Raw genomic sequence first — 17,466 nt, forward strand, 5'->3', positions numbered from 1 at the left:
CTGTCGCCCTCCTGCCTCGGCTTATCTGGGCGGTCGTCGCGCGGGCGGCGTGGCCAGGGCGGGGTTTTCGGGCCAGTCATGTTTCGGATAGCGGCCTCGCATGTCCCGGCGCAAATCCGGCCAGCCGGTGCGCCAGAAGGAGGCGATGTCCGCCGTGATGGCCTGCGGGCGTCCGGCGGGTGACAGCAGGGCGAAAAGCAGCTTTACCCGTCCTCCCGCGAGTTGCGGGGTGTCTTTCAGGCCATAGAAACTCTGGGCGCGGGCCGAAACCGTCGGGACGGGCTGGGTGTAATCGACGGCGACGCGGCCGCCGGGCAGAGCGAGGGTCGGGGGCAGGTCGCGGTCGAGGCGTGTCAGCTGGTCATAGGGCAGCCGGGCGCGCAGCATGTCATGCACGGACAGGGACTTGACCTGGGTCAGACGCGTCAGCCCGGCCAGACTGGGTTCGAGCCACTCCTCCAGCGACGCCGTCAGCGCATCGTCGCCGAACGCCGGCACATCCAGCCCGAGCGCGGTGCGGGCCAGTTCCACGCGGGACCGGAACTGCCGGGCGGCATCGGTCCAGTCGAGCGTATTGGCGAGGTCCGAGCGGATCTGGGCGAGCAGCAGCGTCCCGGCCTCTTCGGGCGGCAGGGTGACGTTCCGGTCGCGCAGCACCAGCGCGCCGAGGCGCAGGCGCTTGCGGGCGATCAGCACGCCGTTGGCCGGATCGAGGCTCGTTTCCACCTGTTCGGTCGCGCGATCGAGCAAGGTGCGCGGCAGATCGTCGGGGTCGAGCGGGGCGGCAAGCGTGATCTCGGTCGCCATGCGCGTGTGCAGCCCCGCCACGGCGAGGAGCTTCTCGCGCGCGAGCGGATCGGCGGCAGGAAGCCGCGCGCTGCCGCCGCCGGAGAGGCGATAGCGGCCCGGCTCCCCGGCGGACTGGGCAATGCGGTCGGGAAATCCCGCAGCGAGAAGGGCGGCCGCGGAGTCGGGGTCGAGCGGCGGCTGACCGCGCAGGCCGAGGCGTTGCCGATAGCGCCGGGCGGCGTCGCGGATGCGCGCCATGGTGGCCCGATCCCCTGTGGTCCGATCTCCTTCCGCCTCATGCGCGTGACGGGTTCCGTCGATGAGGGCGAGGCGCATCCGGAGGTCGGCGGGCGGCGAGGCGGCGCGCTGGCCGGGAACGGGGCGGGGGCGGAGCGGGTCGCGTTCCTCCAGCAGGGCGGCGAGGGCGGCGGCGGTGGCCTGTTCTTCCGGCGTCTCGGCGGCGCAGAGCATGGCGGCGAGGCGCGGCTGCGCGCCGAGACGGGCCATGGCCTCGCCCGTCTTCGTGATCTGTCCGGCGGAGTCCAGCGCGCCGAGATCGCGCAGGAGCGCGTCGGCAGCCTGCGTCGCGCCGTTGGGCGGCGGGTCGAGCAGGGGAAGCGCCTCGGGCGGCGTGCCCATCAGCGCGCGCCAGGCGGCGGCGTCGAGACGATGGCCGCCGAGATCGCCGTTGAGGATCTCGGGCGGGTCCTGAAGCGCGAGGGTGCGGCCCGTCGCCTCGGTCCAGAGCCGCAGGGCGATGCCGGGGGCTTCCCGCCCGGCACGTCCGGCGCGCTGGGCGGCGGCGGCGCGCGAGATGCGGCGCGTTTCCAGCCGCGAGAGGCCGGAGCCGGGATCGAAGGCCGGCATCCGGCGGAAGCCGCCATCGACGACGATCCGCACGCCGGGGACGGTCAGCGAGGTCTCGGCGATGGAGGTGGCCAGCACGATTTTGCGCCGTTCGGCGGGGCGGATCGCGCGATCCTGCTCGGCGGTGGGCAGTTCGCCATGCAGCGGCAGGACGAGCGCGGGGAGATCGCCGAGCGCGGCTTCGGCCCGGCGGATTTCGCCGATGCCGGGCAGGAAGGCGAGAATATCGCCCTGTTCGCTCGTGAAGACCTCCCGGATGGCGCGTGCGACGGCGTCAGGCACATCGCGCGGGCTGGCGAGATCGCGTTTCGCGTGGCGGATGTCGATGGGATGGGCGCGGCCTTCGCTTTCGATCAGTTCGCCATCCAGCAGACCGGCGAAGGCGCGGCCATCCGTGGTCGCCGACATGGCGACGAGCCGCAGTTCCGGGCGCAGGGCGCGCTGGAGATCGAGCGCGAAGGCCAGAGCGGTGTCGAGGTCGAGCGAGCGCTCATGCACCTCGTCGAAGAGGATGGCGGCGGTGCCGTCCAGCAGCGGATCGGTCAGGAGGCGGCGCAGGAGCAGCCCTTCGGTGACGACCTCGACGCGTGTCGCGGCCGAGACGGCGGAGTCCGTCCGGGTGCGGAAGCCGACCGTCTGGCCGGTTTCCTCGCCCAGCAATTGCGCCATGCGATGCGCCGCGCCGCGCACGGCGACGCGACGGGGCTCGACGACGATCAGCTTCTGATCGCCGCGCCAGACCGCCGCAAGAAGATGAAGCGGGACGAGCGTGGTCTTGCCCGCGCCGGGCGGGGCGACCAGCACGGCGTTGCGTCCGTCCTCCAGCGCGCGCGTCAGGGCGGGCAGCGCGGCGGCGACGGGAAGAAAGGGAAGGCTGGCGAAAACGGACGAGGCGCTCATATAAGCGTATATGGCGCGCGAGGCCGGGGCGGAGCAAACCCGGGGAGCGTTTTTTCTTCCGATTGGGGATGGGCGGGTGAGTCGGTTTCTCGCGTTTTGCATGGTGGTGCTTTCGCTGCTCGGCAGCCAGGTTCTGGCGGCTGAAAGCTCGCCCGTCGTCTCGGCGCGTGACGTGGCGACGCTGGTGACGAATCGCGATGCGGCGGGACCGGACCAGACGTTGTCGGTGGGGTTGCATCTGAAGCTCAAACCCGGCTGGCATACGTACTGGCTCAATCCCGGCGATGCGGGCGAGGCGCCGACGCTGAAGGTGACGGCCTCGGGCGGCCAGACCGGCATGTCGGGCGCGCTGCATTTTCCGACGCCGGTGCGAATCGCCGATGGCGGACTGATGTCCTACGCCTATGTCGGCGAGGTGACGCTTCCCGCCACGCTGGCGTTGCACGGGACGGGCGGGACGACCCTCAAGGCGCATGCGGAATGGTTGGTCTGCGCCAATACCTGCGTGCCGGAATCGGGCGATTTCACGCTCGATCTGCCCGGGGCGGCGCGCGATCCGGGGCCGGGCGCTCAGGAGCCGCTTTTCGCGCAGGCCATGGCGGCGATGCCGCAGCCCTCGCCCTTCACGGCGCGTTTCGCGCCGGATGGCGGCCTGACGCTTACCGGGGCGGGGCTGTCGCCCGAGACGGCGAAGCAGGCGTGGTTCATGCCGTCAGTGCCGGGGGTGATCGACCAGGTGGCGGCGCAATCTCTGCATGTGAGCGACGGCCGGCTGACATTGACGTTGAAATGGTTGCAGCGCGCGCCGAAAACGCTGTCCGGCATCGTGGTGATTCGTGACGCGTCGGGGCAAGGCAGCGCGCTCTGGATTGACGCCGGGCCAGGGGGCGCGGTGCCGCGTGACGGCGGCGCCCTGCCGCGCCTGCTGGGCCTTGCCTTTCTGGGTGGTCTGATCCTCAACCTCATGCCCTGCGTATTCCCGGTGCTGGCGATGAAAGCGTTTTCCGTCGTGAAGATAGGCGGCGTGGCGCGGCGGCGGGCGCTGATGAGCGCCGGAGCTTACGCGGCGGGGGTGATGGGCAGCTTCGCCGCGCTCGGCGGGCTCCTGCTCGCCTTGCGCGCGGCGGGAGCGGCGGCGGGATGGGGATTCCAGTTCCAGTCGCCGGTTTTCGTGGTGGGCGTCTGCTGGCTCCTGCTGATCATGGCGCTGAACCTGCTCGGCGCGTTCGAGGTGACGACGCGGCTGGGGCAGGATGTCCCGCCGCGGCACGGTCTGGCGGGCGACGCGCTGACCGGGCTGCTGGCGGTCGTGGTGGCGAGTCCCTGCACGGCGCCGTTCATGGGGGCGGCGATCGCCGGGGCGCTGGGCGGTCCGGTCTGGGGGGCGCTGGCGATCTTCCTCGCGATGGGGCTGGGGCTCGCCTTTCCCTACGTCCTGATCGCGGGCGTACCGGCGATCGCGGCGCGGCTGCCGCGTCCGGGCGCGTGGATGGACGTGCTGCGGCAATTCCTCGCCTTCCCTTTGCTGGCGACTTGCGTGTGGCTGCTCTGGGTGGCGGAGGTGCAGGGCGGCGCGGCAATCATGGTGCTGGCGGCTGGCGGCGGCGTGGCGCTCGGCCTCGCCTGCTGGCTGTTCGGGCTGGCGCAGCGGAAAGCCATGCTCGCGGGGGCGACGCCCGGCGTCATGTTGGCGCGCGGGCTGGCGCTGCTGATCGTGGTGGGGGCGCTGGCCGGACTCGGGCGCGTGGCCACGCTGCCGACGGCGGCCATGCAGCCGGGGAAATCCGATGGCGTCGTCGCTTTTTCGCTCGAGGCGCTGGCGACGGCGCGGGCGGCGGGCAAGCCGGTCTTCGTGGACATGACGGCAGCCTGGTGCATCACCTGCATGGTCAATGAGCGCGTAGCACTTGATGCGCCATCCGTGCGCAGGGCGTTCGCGCAGCGCGGCGTTGTGTTCATGAAGGGCGACTGGACCAACCGGAACGGGACGATCAGCGCGTTTCTGCATGAGCATGGGCGTGAGGGTGTGCCGCTCTACGTCTATTATCCGCCTCATGGCGACGGGCAGGTCCTGCCACAGGTGCTGACTCCCGGCGTGGTCGCGCATGTGCTCGACGGGCGGGAAAGCTAGGTCGCGAAGGGAAGTTCTCGCTGTCTCAGGAACCGGATCAACTCTCCCGTATTGCAGGAAAAAACGGCGGTCGGCCTATTTTCAAATCGGGAACATGATGATACCGTAAGCGGAACATTTTGACATCAGGATAGGTGAATGCCCAGTTCGACCGTGGTGAATCGCCCGACGCGGCGTCAGATTCTGACCCGAATCGGAATTGTTGCCGGAAGTGCCGCTCTCTATCAGGCGATGACCGTCATGGGTCACGCTCAAGGCACGGATTTCGCAGGTGAGCCGAAGCTGGCCGGAGCGAAGAAGGGGACGAAGATACTTGTCCTCGGCGCGGGGCTTGCCGGAATGCTTGCGGCGTATGAGCTTCGCAAAGCCGGGTACGACGTCAAGGTGCTCGAATATCAGACCCGGCCCGGCGGCCGCAATTTCACCCTGCGCGGCGGCGATACGTTGGTGGAACTCGGCGGCGCCGTGCAGCATGTCGGCTTCGCGCCGGGGAACTACATCAATCCGGGCCCGTGGCGTATTCCCTATCATCATCAGGGATTGCTGCATTACTGCAAGCTGTTCGGGGTCCAGCTCGAACCGTTCATCGAGCTGAACCACAACGCCTGGCTCCATTCCTCCGACGCGTTCAACGGCAAGCCCGTGCGGTATCGTGAATACGCCGCGGATTTCTATGGGCGCACGGCGGAATTGCTGGCCAAGGCCATCGACCAGCACAAGCTGGACCTGCCCATCACCGATGACGAGCGCCATGCCGTGCGTGCGGCAATGGGCGTGTGGGGCGGGCTGACCGGGGACGGAAGCTACGCGAAAGGCAACGCGAGTTCCTCACGGCGCGGTTTCGCCAAGCCGCAAGGCGGCGGCATGGACGGCGCCCCGGTGCCCTCGGAGCCATTCGCGCTTGGCGAGGTCATGAAGTCGGGCCTGTGGCAGGCTGTGACTCTGCATGACCGGCTGGACATGCAGACCACCATGTTCGAGCCGGTCGGCGGCATGGACATGATCGGCAAGGGATTCGCCAAACATGTCGGCGACCTGATCACGCTGAACTGCAAGGTCTCGGCCATTCATCAGGACGACAGCGGCGTCACCGTCACCTATGCCGACATGTCGCAGGGCGGAGCAGTCAAGACGGCGCAGGCGGATTACTGCGTCTGTACCATTCCGCTTTCGATTCTCTCGCAGCTCGACGTCCAGGTGAGCGGCAAGATGAAGGCGGCGATCGCGGCGGTGCCCTATGCTTCCTCGGTCAAGCTGGGGCTGGAGTTCAAGCGCCGCTTCTGGGAGGAGGATGACCAGATCTATGGCGGCATCAGCTTCACCGATCAGGCGATCAGCCAGATTTCCTATCCCAGCACGCGTTATTTCACCGACGGGCCGGCCGTTCTCCTGGGCGGCTACATGTTCGGCCCCGCCGCCTATGATTTCGCTGGCATGACGCCGGAACAGCGCGTCGAGGAAGGTCTGCGTCAGGGGCAGGTGCTTCATCCGCAATATCGCAGCGAGTTCCGCACCGGCGTCGGTGTCGCGTGGAGTCGGATGCCGTGGACGCTGGGCTGCTGCTCCATGTGGTCCGAACAGGCGCGCAAGGCGCATTACAAGGATCTCTGCGCGATCGACAACCGTGTCGTTCTCGCGGGCGAGCATGCCTCCTATGTCGGTTGCTGGCAGGAGGGGGCGATCCTGTCCTCGCTGGATGCGATCACCCGGCTTCACCAGCGCGCGATTGGAGCGGCCTGATGCGTATGCGTTCGATCATGATCGCCCTGGCGGCGACTGTTTTCGCGCCCGGCGTGGCGCTGGCCGATTCGGCAATGAGCGTTGTCGGCAAGACCGGGCCGCTGCAAACCGGCGCGGCGGTGTACCAGCATGTCTGTCAAGGCTGTCACATGCCCGACGGCAAGGGCGCGGTGGGGGCCGGCGCGCGCTTTCCGGCGCTGGCATCGAACCCGAGGCTCGCCTCGCCGGGCTATCCGGTCCATGTGGTTCTGAACGGTTACGGCGGCATGCCGTGGTTCAGCGGGATGCTGTCGGACAGGCAGGTCGCGGATGTGGTGAATTACGTCCGTACGCATTTCGGCAATCATTACACAGGCAGCGTGACGCCTGAATTCGTTGCGGCGCATGCCGCACACGTGAATATGGAAAAGGAATGAGAAGAATGAAGCTTCTTCTGGCCGGGGCATCCGCCCTGTTTCTTGCCGGTATCGCGTCTGACGGCGTCCGCGCGCAGGACGTCAAGCGTTTTGGCGATCCGGCGGGTCATTTCCCGATTTCCACGGCGGTCGAGGTGCCGGCGGGTGCGTCCGTGGTCTATCTGAGCGGGATGGGCGCGCCGCCGCTCGACCCGACATCGAAGGAGCACACCCTTGCCGCCTATGGCGACATGGCCACGCAGACGACGAATGCGCTCAAGAAAATCCAGTACGAGCTGGAGAAACTCGGCCTGAGCATGGGCAGCGTGGTGCAGATGCACGTCTATATGGTTGCCGATGCCACGACGCATAAGCTCGATTTCGCCGGAATGATGAAAGGCTATACGAAGTTCTTCGGCACGAAGGAACAGCCGAACCTTCCCGTCCGCTCTGCCTTCGCGGTGGCGCAACTCGCCAATCCGGGCTGGCTGATCGAGATCGAGGTGACGGCGGTCCGCCCGGCCGGCAAGTAAGAGGCTGTAGTCGTCAGTCCGGCGGCGGCCCGCAAGGGCTCGCCCTTCGGAAACCATCGCTTTAAAAATGAGGTCCAGGAGCCTGAAGCTCCTGGCGGGTTCGGGCAGATCCCGAATGGCAGTCCGAGACAGTGCCGCATGTTGCGATGATGTCGCAGCCGCCCGCGAATATGACACGATCGCGCGCCGGGGCGAGAAGAGGCACTTTACAGCCCATGCTCGCTTTCCTAAGAGACCGGCGACGGTGCCTTTCCGGATGCGGAAGGGTTAAAAGGGAACGGGGTCGGACTGAAAACGTCCGGCAAGCCCCGGCTGCCCCCGCAACTGTAGGCGATAGCGGCATGTCTCGGTCGCGCTCCCCTGGGGTCTTTCCGCGAGGACTCCGGATCATTGTCTGGGGAGAGCGGGCCACTGACCGGATCTCGGTCGGGAAGGCCGGAGGCATGTGGCGATCATTCGCGAGCCAGGAAACCTGCCGTCAGCGTAGTTGCATCCGGGACAGGCCGGGCGGGGTGCTCCCGGGCTGAGGAACGTGCGTTTCGGCGTGCGGTCTCGTGGCAACGTTCTGTGTCGCGAGGCCTTGCCCGGTCATGTCATTTCGTCACGTCCCTCTGGCGCTCGCCGTGCTGGCGTCCTGTTCCGCAGCTTTCGCGCAGACGCAGGGGGCCGAAAAAGCGAAGCCCCACGCGCGGAAGGCGCTTCCGGCCAATCACGTCGCGCAAAACGGGTCGGAGAGTGTGGAGCGCATCACCGTGAGCGCTACGCGCCGTCCGACGCCGGTGGACGATATCGGCACCTCCGTCACTGTCATCACCGCTCAGGAGATCCAGCAATTGCAGCGCCGGACGCTGCCCGATCTTCTGGAGAACGCGCCGGGGATGAATGTGGTCCGGACGGGCGGTCCGGGTGGCGCGACGTCCATCTTCATGCGCGGCCTGCCCTCCAACGCGGTGAAGGTCCGGCTCGACGGGATGGAGGTCAACGATCCCAGCGCCTATTCCGGCGCGTTCGATGCCGGGCAGTATCTGACGGACGGGATCGGGCGCGTCGAAATCCTGCGCGGGCCACAAAGCGGATTGTACGGGGCGGATGCGTTGGCGGGGGTGATCGATATCACCAGCGTCAAGGGGAAGGGGCGGTTCAAGCCGTTCCTGCGCCTGGAAGGCGGGCAGTTCGGCACGTTCAACCAGACGCTCGGCGCGACCGGCGCGCAAGGGGCGTTCCATTACGCCGTCTTCCTGTCGCATAGCCGCGTCGTGGATGTGCCGAACGTGCCGAAGGCGCTGCGGGGCGGCCGGGACGTGCCGGGATCGCGCAACGACAATCGTTCGGCCAATATACGGCTGGGCTATGACGTGACGCGGCAGTTCGATCTCGGATTGACGGCTCATCTGACCCAGTCGAAATATCTCTATCCGTCGACCGCCTATGGCTACACGGATGCGCCGCCCTATTACACGGTTTACGTGCCGAGCAATTATCGCGACCAGACCGACATGAATCTCGCCGTGGTGCGCGGAACGGCTCATCTGGCCTCGTTCGACGGGCGCTTCGAACAGATTCTCGGGGTCGGGTACGTGGTCTATCGCAATCGCTCCCTGAGCGGCGTAGCGGGTTCGACGCCCACGCTTTATTCCGGCGGCCGGTTCAAGGTGGACTGGCACGGCACCACGCGGCTGGGGCGCTTCGGCTCGCTCCTCGTCGGCGCCGAACATATTCGCGACATGCTGACGCAGAACGATGGCGGCGGCGCCGTCGCCGTGGACAAGGCAATGCAAACCGAGGCGGGCTATGGCCAGTATCAGGGCAACTGGCGCCATATCCTTTATGGAGCCGCGAATATCCGCTTCGATTCCAACTCGCGCTACGGGCAATACGTCACCTGGCGTGTCGCGCCCGCGATCCATATCCCGCAGACCGGCACGGTCCTGAAGGCGAGCGGCGGCAGCGGCTTCCGCGGTCCGTCGCTCGAACAACTCTTCGTCAGCTATCCCAGCGCCTATGGCAATTTCCTGTCCAACCCGAATCTGCGCGCGGAGAGGCTGAACGGCTACGATGCGGGGGTGGAACAGGCGCTGCTCGGGGGAAAGCTGCGCATGGGCGCGACATGGTACGAGAATTTCGTGCGTAACATCATCGAGACGGGCTGCGCGGGCGGGCCGGGCGGCTGCTACGACACGTCGCTCTTCAACGTGTCGCAGGCCGAGACTCACGGCGTGGAGTCATTCGTCAAATGGACGCCGCGCAAGGGGCTCGATTTCGCGCTGGACTACACATGGACGGTGGCGCGGAACACGAAATATACCTCCGCCCAATCCGCCGAGGTGCCGCGCATTCCGCATGACAAGATCAGCTTCGTCACGCGCTGGGATGTGACGCCGAGGCTGAACGTCGCCTCGACATTGCTCTGGGTGAGCCACTGGCGTGATCTCGACCGCTTCGGGGTGATCCGGAATTGCCGCTCGACCTGCGTCCGCGCGCCGGGCTATTTCACCATCAATCTGGCGGCAAGCTACAAGATCAATCGTATGCTTTCGGTCTATGCGCGGGCGGACAATCTGCTGAACCGGCAGTATCAGAATCCGGTCGGCTATCTCCAGCCGGGCCGCGCGGGTTATGGCGGGTTCACGCTGACCTATTGACCGGGGGCGGCGAAACGGGGCGGCGAGTGGCGGGGGAATGATGCGGCGCGCGGCTCTGGCGGGGATTTTGCTGGCGCTCTGGTCCGGCATGGCCGAGGCGCGGGCGCGCCGAATCGTTTCGCTCAATCTCTGTCTCGACCAGATGGTGCTCCTGCTGGCCGATCCTGAGGATATCGCCGGCCTGTCCCCTCTGGCGCGCGATTGCAGCGAGGCGGTGCTCTGCGAGCGCGCGCGCGGCGTGCCGGTGATGCGCCCGTCGGCCGAGGCGATCGTGGCGCGGCGGCCGGATATCGTGCTGGCGGGGAGCTATACGGCGCTGATGGCGGTTCACGCGGCGGAGCAGGTGGGGGTGCGGGTGCTGCGTCTTCCGCCTGTCGAAACGCTGGAGATGTTTCCGCAGCAGGTCCGGGAGGTCGCGCGGGCGCTGGGGCGCGAGGACCGCGCCGGGGCGGTGATCGCGGCGTGGGAGCGCGGGCTGGCGGCGTTTCCGCCTGTGACGCGCCCGCGTTTCTCCGCGCTGATCTATGAGGCGCATGGCTATGCCACGCAGGCGGGGTCGCTGCCGGACGCGCTGTTGCGGCGTGCCGGTTTCACGAACGCCGCAGCCGGCCCCGGCGGGCGGGCGGACGGCGTCTGGACGCTGGAGCGGCTGCTGGCGCACAAGCCCGACCTGCTGGTGCTGGACCGGGATGCGGCGGGCGTGTCGCTGGCGCAGGCGATGCTCGACAATCCCATTCTGCTGGCCAATTTCCCGCCGCCTCACCGGATCGACATTCCGGGGCGGCTCTGGATCTGTCCATTGCCGCAAACACTGGACGTGTTGCGCCGTCTCGCGGCGGCGCGCGCGGCTCTGGAGGGGAAATGAAACACCCGGCTCTCTGGCTCGCGCTTCTGGTGGCGCTGCTCTTCATGCTGGTCGTGGCGCAGGGGGAAAGCGGCATCAACGCCGCGCGCGGGCTGGCCGATCTTCTGGCGGGACGCGACTCGGTGGAAGCGACGATTCTGGGCCAGTTGCGCCTGCCGCGCGCCATTCTCGCCGTGCTCGTCGGCGGGGTACTGGGGCTCTCCGGCGCGGCATTGCAAGGGTATTTGCGCAATCCGCTGGCCGATCCGGCCTTGCTCGGCATCAGCGGCGGCGCGGCCCTCGGGGCGGTCTGCATATTCTACATGGGGATTGCGCGGATTTCGGTGCTGCTGCTGCCGCTGGGCGGTCTGGCGGGCGCGATGCTGGCCGTGGTGCTGCTGATGCTGCTGGTCGGGCGCGGGGGGGCGTTCGTGCTGCTTCTGGCGGGGGCGGCGCTGACCAGCCTCTTCGCGGCGCTGACGGCGCTGACCCTGAATCTGGTGAAGAGCCCCTTCGCCTCGTTCGAGGTCGCCCATTGGCTGATGGGGTCGCTGGCGGATCGGGGGTTCGCGTCCGTGGCGCTCTGCCTGCCGGGGATCGTCGCGGGATCGCTGCTCATGGCAGGGACGGGACGCGCGCTGGATGCGCTGGCGCTGGGCGATGAGGTGGCGGAGAGCATGGGGTTCGTCCTGCGCGGCTGGAGCGGCGTTCAGGCGCGGCTCGTGCTCGGCGTGGCGCTCGCGGTGGGTTCCTGCACGGCGGTATGCGGGGCGATCGGCTTCGTGGGGCTGGTCGTGCCGCATGTGCTGCGCGGCTGGGTCGGCTACCGTCCGGCGGCGCTGCTCTGGCCGTCCTGTCTCGGCGGCGCGGCGATGCTGCTGCTCGCGGACTGGGCGGTGCGCATGTTGAGCGGGGGGACGGAGCTTCAGATCGGCGTGCTCACGGCGATCACCGGCGCGCCGGTCTTTCTCTGGCGGGTTCTGCGTCTGAGGCGGGAGGGGGAATGAACCGGCTGGTGATCGACGGAGTTTCGCTCTCGCGCGGCGGTGTGCGGATCGTCGAGGGGGTTTCGCTCACCGTCGCGCCGGGCGAGGTGGTCGGGCTGATCGGGCCGAATGGGGCGGGCAAGACCTCGCTGCTCTCCCTCGCGGCGGGGCTGGCGGTGCCGGACTCCGGGCAGGTGCTGTTCGAGGGCACGGAGATCGGGCCAGCGGGGGCGGCGTGGCGGGCGCGACGCCTGGCCTGGGTGCCGCAATTCCCTGTCGAGCCGCCCCCGATGGGTGTCCGGGCGGTGGCGGCGCTGGGCCGTCTGCCGCATGGGCAGAGCGGGCGGGCGGCGGAGGTGCATCCCGCCGTGACGCGGGCTCTGGAGGTCACGGGCATGGCGGCGCTCGCGGACCGGAGCGCGGGCAGGCTCTCCGGCGGCGAGCGGGCGCGGCTGGCGCTCGCTCGCGCCCTGGCCGTGGACGCGCCGGTGCTGCTGGCGGATGAGCCGGTGGCGGCGCTCGATCCGGAGCACGCGCTCTCGGTCATGGGGGTGTTGCGAGCCGTGGCGGCGGAGGGACGCTGCGTCGTGGTGGTGCTGCACGATCTGCCGCTGGCGGCGCGGTTCTGCGACCGGCTGGCGCTGATGCGGGGTGGCCGCGTGCTGCTGTCCGGGCCGCCGCCGGAGGTGCTGACGGAGGCGACGATCGCCTCGGCCTATCGTGTCCGGGCGCGCTGGATCGACGGGGCGCCGGTGCCGTGGGAGAGGCTGGGCTGAGGCGTCAGATCGTATCGACGAGCAGCTTGATGTTGAGCGCCAGGATGATCGCGGCCGTCAGCCAGGCGAAGGCGGCGGTCTTGCGCGAGACGACGTGGCGTCCCATCAGGCGGCGATTGGTCACGAACAGCACCAGCGGGATGACGGCGAAGGGAAGCTGGAGCGACAGGATGATCTGGCTGAAGATCAGCAGCGCGTTCACCCCGTGATCGCCCGTCAGGGCGATGACCACCAGCACCGGCACCAGGGCGAGGCCGCGCGTGACGAGACGTTGCAGCCAGTCGGGAATGTGCAGGTCGAGAAAGCCCTGCATCGTGATCTGCCCGGCCAGCGTGCCGGTGACGGTCGAGTTCGTTCCGGCCGCCAGCAGGGCGATCGCGAAAAGAGTCGAGGCGATGCCGACGCCGAGGATCGGCGAGAGCAGATGGTAGGCGTCCTCGATCTCCGCGATGTCATGATGGCCGGTGGTGTGAAAGGCGGCGGCGGCGACGATCAGGATGGCGGCGTTGATGAAAAGCGCGAGCGTCAGGGCGATCGAGGAATCCAGCGTCGCCCAGCGGATGGCCTCGCCGCGCCCCGAAACGCGGTCATAGGCGCGTGTCTGGACGATGGCGGAATGCAGATAGAGATTGTGCGGCATCACCGTGGCGCCGATGATGCCGATGGCGAGGTAGAGCATCCCCCCATGTGTGAGGATGGCCTCTCGTGGGATGAAGCCCGACAGCACCTCCCCGACCGGCGGCGCGGCGGCGACGAGCTGCACGCCGAAGCAGACGGCGATGACGGCCAGCAACGTCATGACGAACGCCTCCAGCCGCCGGAAGCCGCGATTCATCAGCGCGAGCACGAGCGCCGCGTCGCCGGCCGAGATCAGCGCGCCCCAGAAGAGCGGAATGTGGAAGAGCAGTTGCAGCGCGACGGCCGTGCCGATCACCTCCGCGAGATCGCAGGCGATGATGGCCAGTTCGCAGGCGAACCACAGGACGAGATTGATCGCGGGATGGAAATTGTCGCGACAGCTCTGGGCGAGGTCGCGCCCGGTCGCAATGCCCAGCCGCGCGGAAAGCGACTGGAGGAGCATGGCCATCAGGTTGGAGAGCAGGATGACCGAAAGCAATGTGTAGCCGTAGGACGCACCGCCCTGAAGATCCGTGGCCCAGTTGCCCGGGTCCATGTAACCGACCGAGACGAGGTAGCCCGGACCGCTGAAGGCGAGGAAACGGCGGAGCCATGACGCGCCGTCGCCTCCGACATGGATCGACGCGAAGACTTTCGGCAGGCTGGCGTGCTCGGGGGTCATGCGGCGCGCGTCCCTGCGACATAGGTGGCGCGAACGTGCCGGTCGTCCCCCAGCATGGTCAGGGCGAAGAGCACGTCGTTCCACGACTCCGCGCGGCTGACGCGTTCGGCGCTGAGCGGGGTCGCGGCGGGGTCGAGGACGCAGAGATCGGCCTCGATGCCCGGCGCGAGTTCGCCGATGACGCCGCTCAGCTCCAGAGCGCACGCGGCGCCGGTGGTCGCGAGCCAGTACGATTGCGCGGGGTGCAGCCGGTTGCCGCGGGCGTGAGCGACCTTGTAGGCCTCGTTCATGACGCGCAGGATCGAAAGACTGTCGCCCGCGCCGACATCGCTGCCCAATGCCACACGGACGGGGCGGCCCGGATCGAGGGCGGCGAAAAGGTCGAAATTGCCGCTGCCGAGGAAGAGGTTGGAGCGCGGGCAATGGGCGATCGCGCAGCGCGCGTCGTGGCAGTGATGCCGGTCATGTCCGCTGAGATGCACGCCGTGGCCGAAGATGGCGCGCGGACGGACGAGCCCGGCATGGGCATAGACGTCGAGATAGCCGGAGCGGTCCGGGAAAAGCCGCCGCACCCACGCCTCCTCGGTTTGAGTTTCGAGCAGATGGGTCTGCATGTAGAGGCCGGGCGTCTCATCCAGCAGAATGCCCGCGAGGCGCAGTTGTTCCGGCGTGCTGGTCGGCGCGAAGCGAGGGGTGACGGCATAGAGTTGCCGCCCCGTCCCGTGCCAGCGATCGATCAGCAGGCGGGACTGGTCGTATCCCGTCTGCGCCGTATCGCACAGGGCGTCCGGGGCGTTGCGGTCCATCAGCACCTTGCCCGCGATCATGCGCGTGTTCCGGCGGGCGGATTCGGCGAAGAAGGCCTCGACGGATTCGGGATGGACGGTGCAATAGACCGCCGCCGTCGTCGTCCCGGTGCTGAGCAGTTGATCGAGGAAGATCCTGGCGACCTCGGCGGCGTAGGCCGGGTCCGAGAACCGGGTTTCCTCCGGGAAGATGTAGCGCGTCAGCCAGGTCAGAAGCTGCTCGCCATAGGAGGCGACGGCGCGAAGCTGCGGATAATGCACATGGGCGTCGATGAAGCCAGGGCCGATCAGGCAGCCGCTGTGATCGTCCTCGGGCAGGTCGGGCGGCAGGGTGGGGCGCAGGACGCCATACGGGCCGATTTGCGCGATCTTGCCGTTCTCGATGAGAAGGAGCCCGTCGGGTTCGATATCGAGCGCCTCCTCCGCCGCGCCGGAGAACGGTCCATGCGCGAAGGGATCGTGGCGGAAACGCAGAAGGCTACCGCGCAGGATACGGGGCAGGGCACGCGTGGGCGGCGTCATGCGGCGCTCCTCAGCCTCGTACCCGTTTTGCCACGGCTTTCTGGTCCGCGGTGGCCAGGCTGTCGATCCGGCCGGTGAAGTGATGTCTGGTGTCGAGGAATTCCGGATTCTCCCGCATCGCATAATCGATCAATACGAGATAGGAGATACCGCGCTCCAGTTCCAGACGGGTCAGCAGATCCGTTTCCATATGTTCGAGATGACGCAGGCGGCGTATCGCGATCTGCGCGATGCGCGTGGCCGCGACATAATGCGAGCGGGAGCGGGAAATGCGTTCCAGCACGGCGAGGATGGACCGCCGGGCGGAATCCGGCAGCAGGTCGCGGCCCAACAGGCGGTGCAGGCGGATGATGTTCAGCCCCATCGTCATCGTGGCCAGCGCGCCCTTGAGATAATGCTCGACCACCACGCTCGGTTTTGCGCCCGCATGGCGGATCAGCCGCGCAAGCCGGTCGATGGAACGCCCCAGCCAGTGACGGGGGTCCGGCGCGTTGTCCACCGCGCAGAGGGAACGGAGTTCGGCCAGCATTTCCCGGCGCAGGCGGAAACGTTCCGCATTGGTATTGAATGGCAGCACGACATGGAAGATGAGCACCGCCGCCGCGGCACCCAGCACGGTGGCCGAGGAGGCGTTGAAATACTGCACCTCATCGATCCGATGCGCGTTGCCCAGACCCAGCATGGAGGGCATCAGCAATCCATAGGCCGCCGATTGCAGCACATAGCCCGGATGGCCGCGCGCGATGGCGCCGAAGAACATGGCCGGGCCGAGACAGGCGATGGCGAGTTCATAGGTGCTGGCGAGGGGAAGGAACACGAAATCCAGCACGGCGGCCGCCACGGCCGCCCATATCACGCCCCACATGAATTTCAGGCTGGCGAGGACCGGATTGTCCGTGACGGCGAAAAGACCGCAGACGAGGGCGGTGAAGGTGACGAAGGTCTGGCCGGACGGCCACGCCGTCACTTCCCAGACCAGGGCGGAAAACAGGACGGCGGCGGCGACGCGCAGACCGTTCTGGAAAGCGTTGATCGGGTCCCGGTGGATATCCAGGCGGAAGGTGAAGCGGTCCTTCGGGTTGGCATGCAGACTGGCCTCGTATTCGCTGATGGTGGCGTCCAGATCCTGCAACAGTTCGGCGAGGGCGATGAAGAGCACCCGCTCGTTGAGCGGGCGGGGGCTATGGTCCGGGCCGACGGCGTCCGGATGCTCCGACGTGCCGAGGGCGAGGCAAAACCTGATCTGCGCCTGCACGTCCGCCAGCAAGGCGGCCGTCGCCTCGTTTCCCGCCAGCCGGGCCGTCAGTCCGCACAGGAAGGCACGCACCGGCGCCGCGTGCTCGTAGAACCCGGTGTTGCGATGTTCGAGCGCTCTCAGCCTGGCGGAAAGGCCCATCCCGCGGGACAGCAGGAGCGAGACCGAGGCGAGGGCGGCGCGGGCGTGATCGCCTTCATGCCCGTACGGGCCCATCTCGATCTCGGCGTATTCGATCTCGCTGCTCAGTCGCAGGATCACGCCGAACAGCGCCCGCGCCCGGCTGATCGCCTCGGGCGTCTCCTCCATGAGGTCAGCGATGGCGGTGGCGACGGAGGACAGGGCGGTCTGGAGTTTGCTGCGGACGGCCATGCGCGCGGCGTGTTCCTGCCCGCGGGCGAAGATCAGCCCGATCGCCGCCTCGCAGACGATCCCGAGTGTGATGTAGGTCAGCCGGGACACGGTGATGAAGAAGATGTTCTCCGGATGTGAAACGGCGTCCATGCCGACGATGGCGCAGGTATAGCCCGCGAGCACCATGGCGTAGGCGCGGAAATTGCTGACGAAAGTCGCAAGGCCCGAGCAAAGGCCCGTCCAGATGGCGATGGAGGGAAAGAAGAGCCAGGGTTGCTGCGGAAAGGCGATGATCAGGCTCGCAGCGGCCAGACCGCCGAGAATCGTGCCGAAGAGACGCCAACGCGCCTTGGAAAGGCTTTCGCCGCGGGACAGTCCCGCGACGGCCCAGACGGTCATCGGCGCCCAGGCCGGGCTGTCGAGTTCCATCCACATCGCGATGGCCAGCGACAGCAGGGCGGCGAGCGTGTTGCGGGTCGCGAAGGCGAGGATCTGCGGCGACGGCGAAAGCAGCCAGTCCCATTGGCCCGGCTGCGTGGGCGGTGGGGGCAGGGGGATGGCGCTGCGCGGCAACGAGGCGGACGCAGTGCTCATACCGGCTGTGAATGGACCATTTGTGAAATCAT

General features: G+C 67.8%; 12 protein-coding genes and 1 riboswitch. Of the genes, 8 read left to right on the forward strand and 4 right to left on the reverse strand.

Annotated features, from left to right (window positions below; all coding sequences use genetic code 11):
* Positions 1–21 precede the first annotated feature (21 nt).
* Complete coding sequence (gene hrpB / locus EDC31_RS12290; protein WP_042060824.1) at positions 22–2,556, reverse strand: ATP-dependent helicase HrpB; 2,535 nt, start codon at positions 2,554–2,556, stop codon at positions 22–24.
* 100 nt (positions 2,557–2,656) lie between these two features.
* On the opposite strand from hrpB, the gene EDC31_RS12295 reads away from it, so the two are divergent.
* The 8 genes from EDC31_RS12295 (at position 2,657) to EDC31_RS12330 (ending at position 12,603) form a co-directional block, all read left to right on the forward strand.
* Positions 2,657–4,687 (forward strand): protein-disulfide reductase DsbD family protein, encoded by a 2,031-nt coding sequence (locus tag EDC31_RS12295; RefSeq protein ID WP_042060837.1) that lies wholly within the window; start codon positions 2,657–2,659, stop codon positions 4,685–4,687.
* A 138-nt stretch (positions 4,688–4,825) separates the two neighbouring features.
* Positions 4,826–6,427: a flavin monoamine oxidase family protein gene (locus EDC31_RS12300; protein ID WP_042060827.1), complete on the forward strand. Its 1,602-nt coding sequence runs from the start codon at positions 4,826–4,828 to the stop codon at positions 6,425–6,427.
* A gap of 5 nt (positions 6,428–6,432) precedes the next feature.
* Positions 6,433–6,843 (forward strand): c-type cytochrome, encoded by a 411-nt coding sequence (locus EDC31_RS12305; RefSeq protein WP_042060840.1) that lies wholly within the window; start codon positions 6,433–6,435, stop codon positions 6,841–6,843.
* Positions 6,840–7,355 (forward strand): RidA family protein, encoded by a 516-nt coding sequence (locus EDC31_RS12310; RefSeq protein ID WP_204366696.1) that lies wholly within the window; start codon positions 6,840–6,842, stop codon positions 7,353–7,355. Before EDC31_RS12305 ends, EDC31_RS12310 begins: the two co-directional genes overlap by 4 nt.
* 225 nt (positions 7,356–7,580) lie before the next feature.
* Positions 7,581–7,849, forward strand: a riboswitch (cobalamin riboswitch).
* Between the two features lie 96 nt (positions 7,850–7,945).
* Entirely contained in the window at positions 7,946–9,997 is a 2,052-nt protein-coding gene (locus EDC31_RS12315) for a TonB-dependent receptor plug domain-containing protein (RefSeq protein WP_042060829.1), read from the forward strand.
* Positions 9,998–10,034: 37 nt separating this feature from the next.
* Positions 10,035–10,862, forward strand: a complete 828-nt coding sequence (locus EDC31_RS12320; protein ID WP_052512116.1) for an ABC transporter substrate-binding protein — start codon at positions 10,035–10,037, stop codon at positions 10,860–10,862.
* Positions 10,859–11,848, forward strand: a complete 990-nt coding sequence (locus EDC31_RS12325) for a FecCD family ABC transporter permease (RefSeq protein ID WP_042060831.1) — start codon at positions 10,859–10,861, stop codon at positions 11,846–11,848. The genes EDC31_RS12320 and EDC31_RS12325 overlap by 4 nt, the downstream gene beginning before the upstream one ends.
* The gene (locus tag EDC31_RS12330) at positions 11,845–12,603 is read left to right on the forward strand and encodes an ABC transporter ATP-binding protein (protein WP_132127078.1); all 759 of its coding nucleotides are present in this window, start codon (positions 11,845–11,847) and stop codon (positions 12,601–12,603) included. Before EDC31_RS12325 ends, EDC31_RS12330 begins: the two co-directional genes overlap by 4 nt.
* 4 nt (positions 12,604–12,607) lie before the next feature.
* On the opposite strand, the gene EDC31_RS12335 is transcribed toward EDC31_RS12330, so the two are convergent.
* Genes EDC31_RS12335 through EDC31_RS12345 form a run of 3 tightly spaced genes read right to left on the reverse strand, consistent with a single transcriptional unit; the run spans position 12,608 to position 17,434 of the window.
* Positions 12,608–13,903, reverse strand: a complete 1,296-nt coding sequence (locus tag EDC31_RS12335; protein ID WP_042062274.1) for an Nramp family divalent metal transporter — start codon at positions 13,901–13,903, stop codon at positions 12,608–12,610.
* The gene (guaD, locus tag EDC31_RS12340) at positions 13,900–15,231 is read right to left on the reverse strand and encodes a guanine deaminase (protein WP_132127079.1); all 1,332 of its coding nucleotides are present in this window, start codon (positions 15,229–15,231) and stop codon (positions 13,900–13,902) included. Before guaD ends, EDC31_RS12335 begins: the two co-directional genes overlap by 4 nt.
* A gap of 10 nt (positions 15,232–15,241) precedes the next feature.
* Complete coding sequence (locus tag EDC31_RS12345; protein WP_081797466.1) at positions 15,242–17,434, reverse strand: FUSC family protein; 2,193 nt, start codon at positions 17,432–17,434, stop codon at positions 15,242–15,244.
* Positions 17,435–17,466: the final 32 nt, after the last annotated feature.

Origin of the sequence: Acidomonas methanolica, assembly GCF_004346035.1 — a bacterium.
In the GTDB taxonomy this organism is placed as follows: domain Bacteria; phylum Pseudomonadota; class Alphaproteobacteria; order Acetobacterales; family Acetobacteraceae; genus Acidomonas; species Acidomonas methanolica.

Excerpts from the sequence above, each read along its gene's own strand:
- guaD (WP_132127079.1), bottom strand. The coding sequence starts at position 15,231 with ATGACGCCGCCCACGCGTGCCCTGCCCCGTATCCTGCGCGGTAGCCTT.
- EDC31_RS12320 (WP_052512116.1), top strand. The coding sequence starts at position 10,035 with ATGATGCGGCGCGCGGCTCTGGCGGGGATTTTGCTGGCGCTCTGGTCC.
- EDC31_RS12335 (WP_042062274.1), bottom strand. The coding sequence starts at position 13,903 with ATGACCCCCGAGCACGCCAGCCTGCCGAAAGTCTTCGCGTCGATCCAT.
- hrpB (WP_042060824.1), bottom strand. The coding sequence starts at position 2,556 with ATGAGCGCCTCGTCCGTTTTCGCCAGCCTTCCCTTTCTTCCCGTCGCC.
- EDC31_RS12310 (WP_204366696.1), top strand. The coding sequence starts at position 6,840 with ATGAGAAGAATGAAGCTTCTTCTGGCCGGGGCATCCGCCCTGTTTCTT.
- EDC31_RS12345 (WP_081797466.1), bottom strand. The coding sequence starts at position 17,434 with ATGAGCACTGCGTCCGCCTCGTTGCCGCGCAGCGCCATCCCCCTGCCC.
- EDC31_RS12325 (WP_042060831.1), top strand. The coding sequence starts at position 10,859 with ATGAAACACCCGGCTCTCTGGCTCGCGCTTCTGGTGGCGCTGCTCTTC.
- EDC31_RS12330 (WP_132127078.1), top strand. The coding sequence starts at position 11,845 with ATGAACCGGCTGGTGATCGACGGAGTTTCGCTCTCGCGCGGCGGTGTG.
- EDC31_RS12305 (WP_042060840.1), top strand. The coding sequence starts at position 6,433 with ATGCGTTCGATCATGATCGCCCTGGCGGCGACTGTTTTCGCGCCCGGC.
- EDC31_RS12295 (WP_042060837.1), top strand. The coding sequence starts at position 2,657 with ATGGTGGTGCTTTCGCTGCTCGGCAGCCAGGTTCTGGCGGCTGAAAGC.
- EDC31_RS12300 (WP_042060827.1), top strand. The coding sequence starts at position 4,826 with ATGCCCAGTTCGACCGTGGTGAATCGCCCGACGCGGCGTCAGATTCTG.
- EDC31_RS12315 (WP_042060829.1), top strand. The coding sequence starts at position 7,946 with ATGTCATTTCGTCACGTCCCTCTGGCGCTCGCCGTGCTGGCGTCCTGT.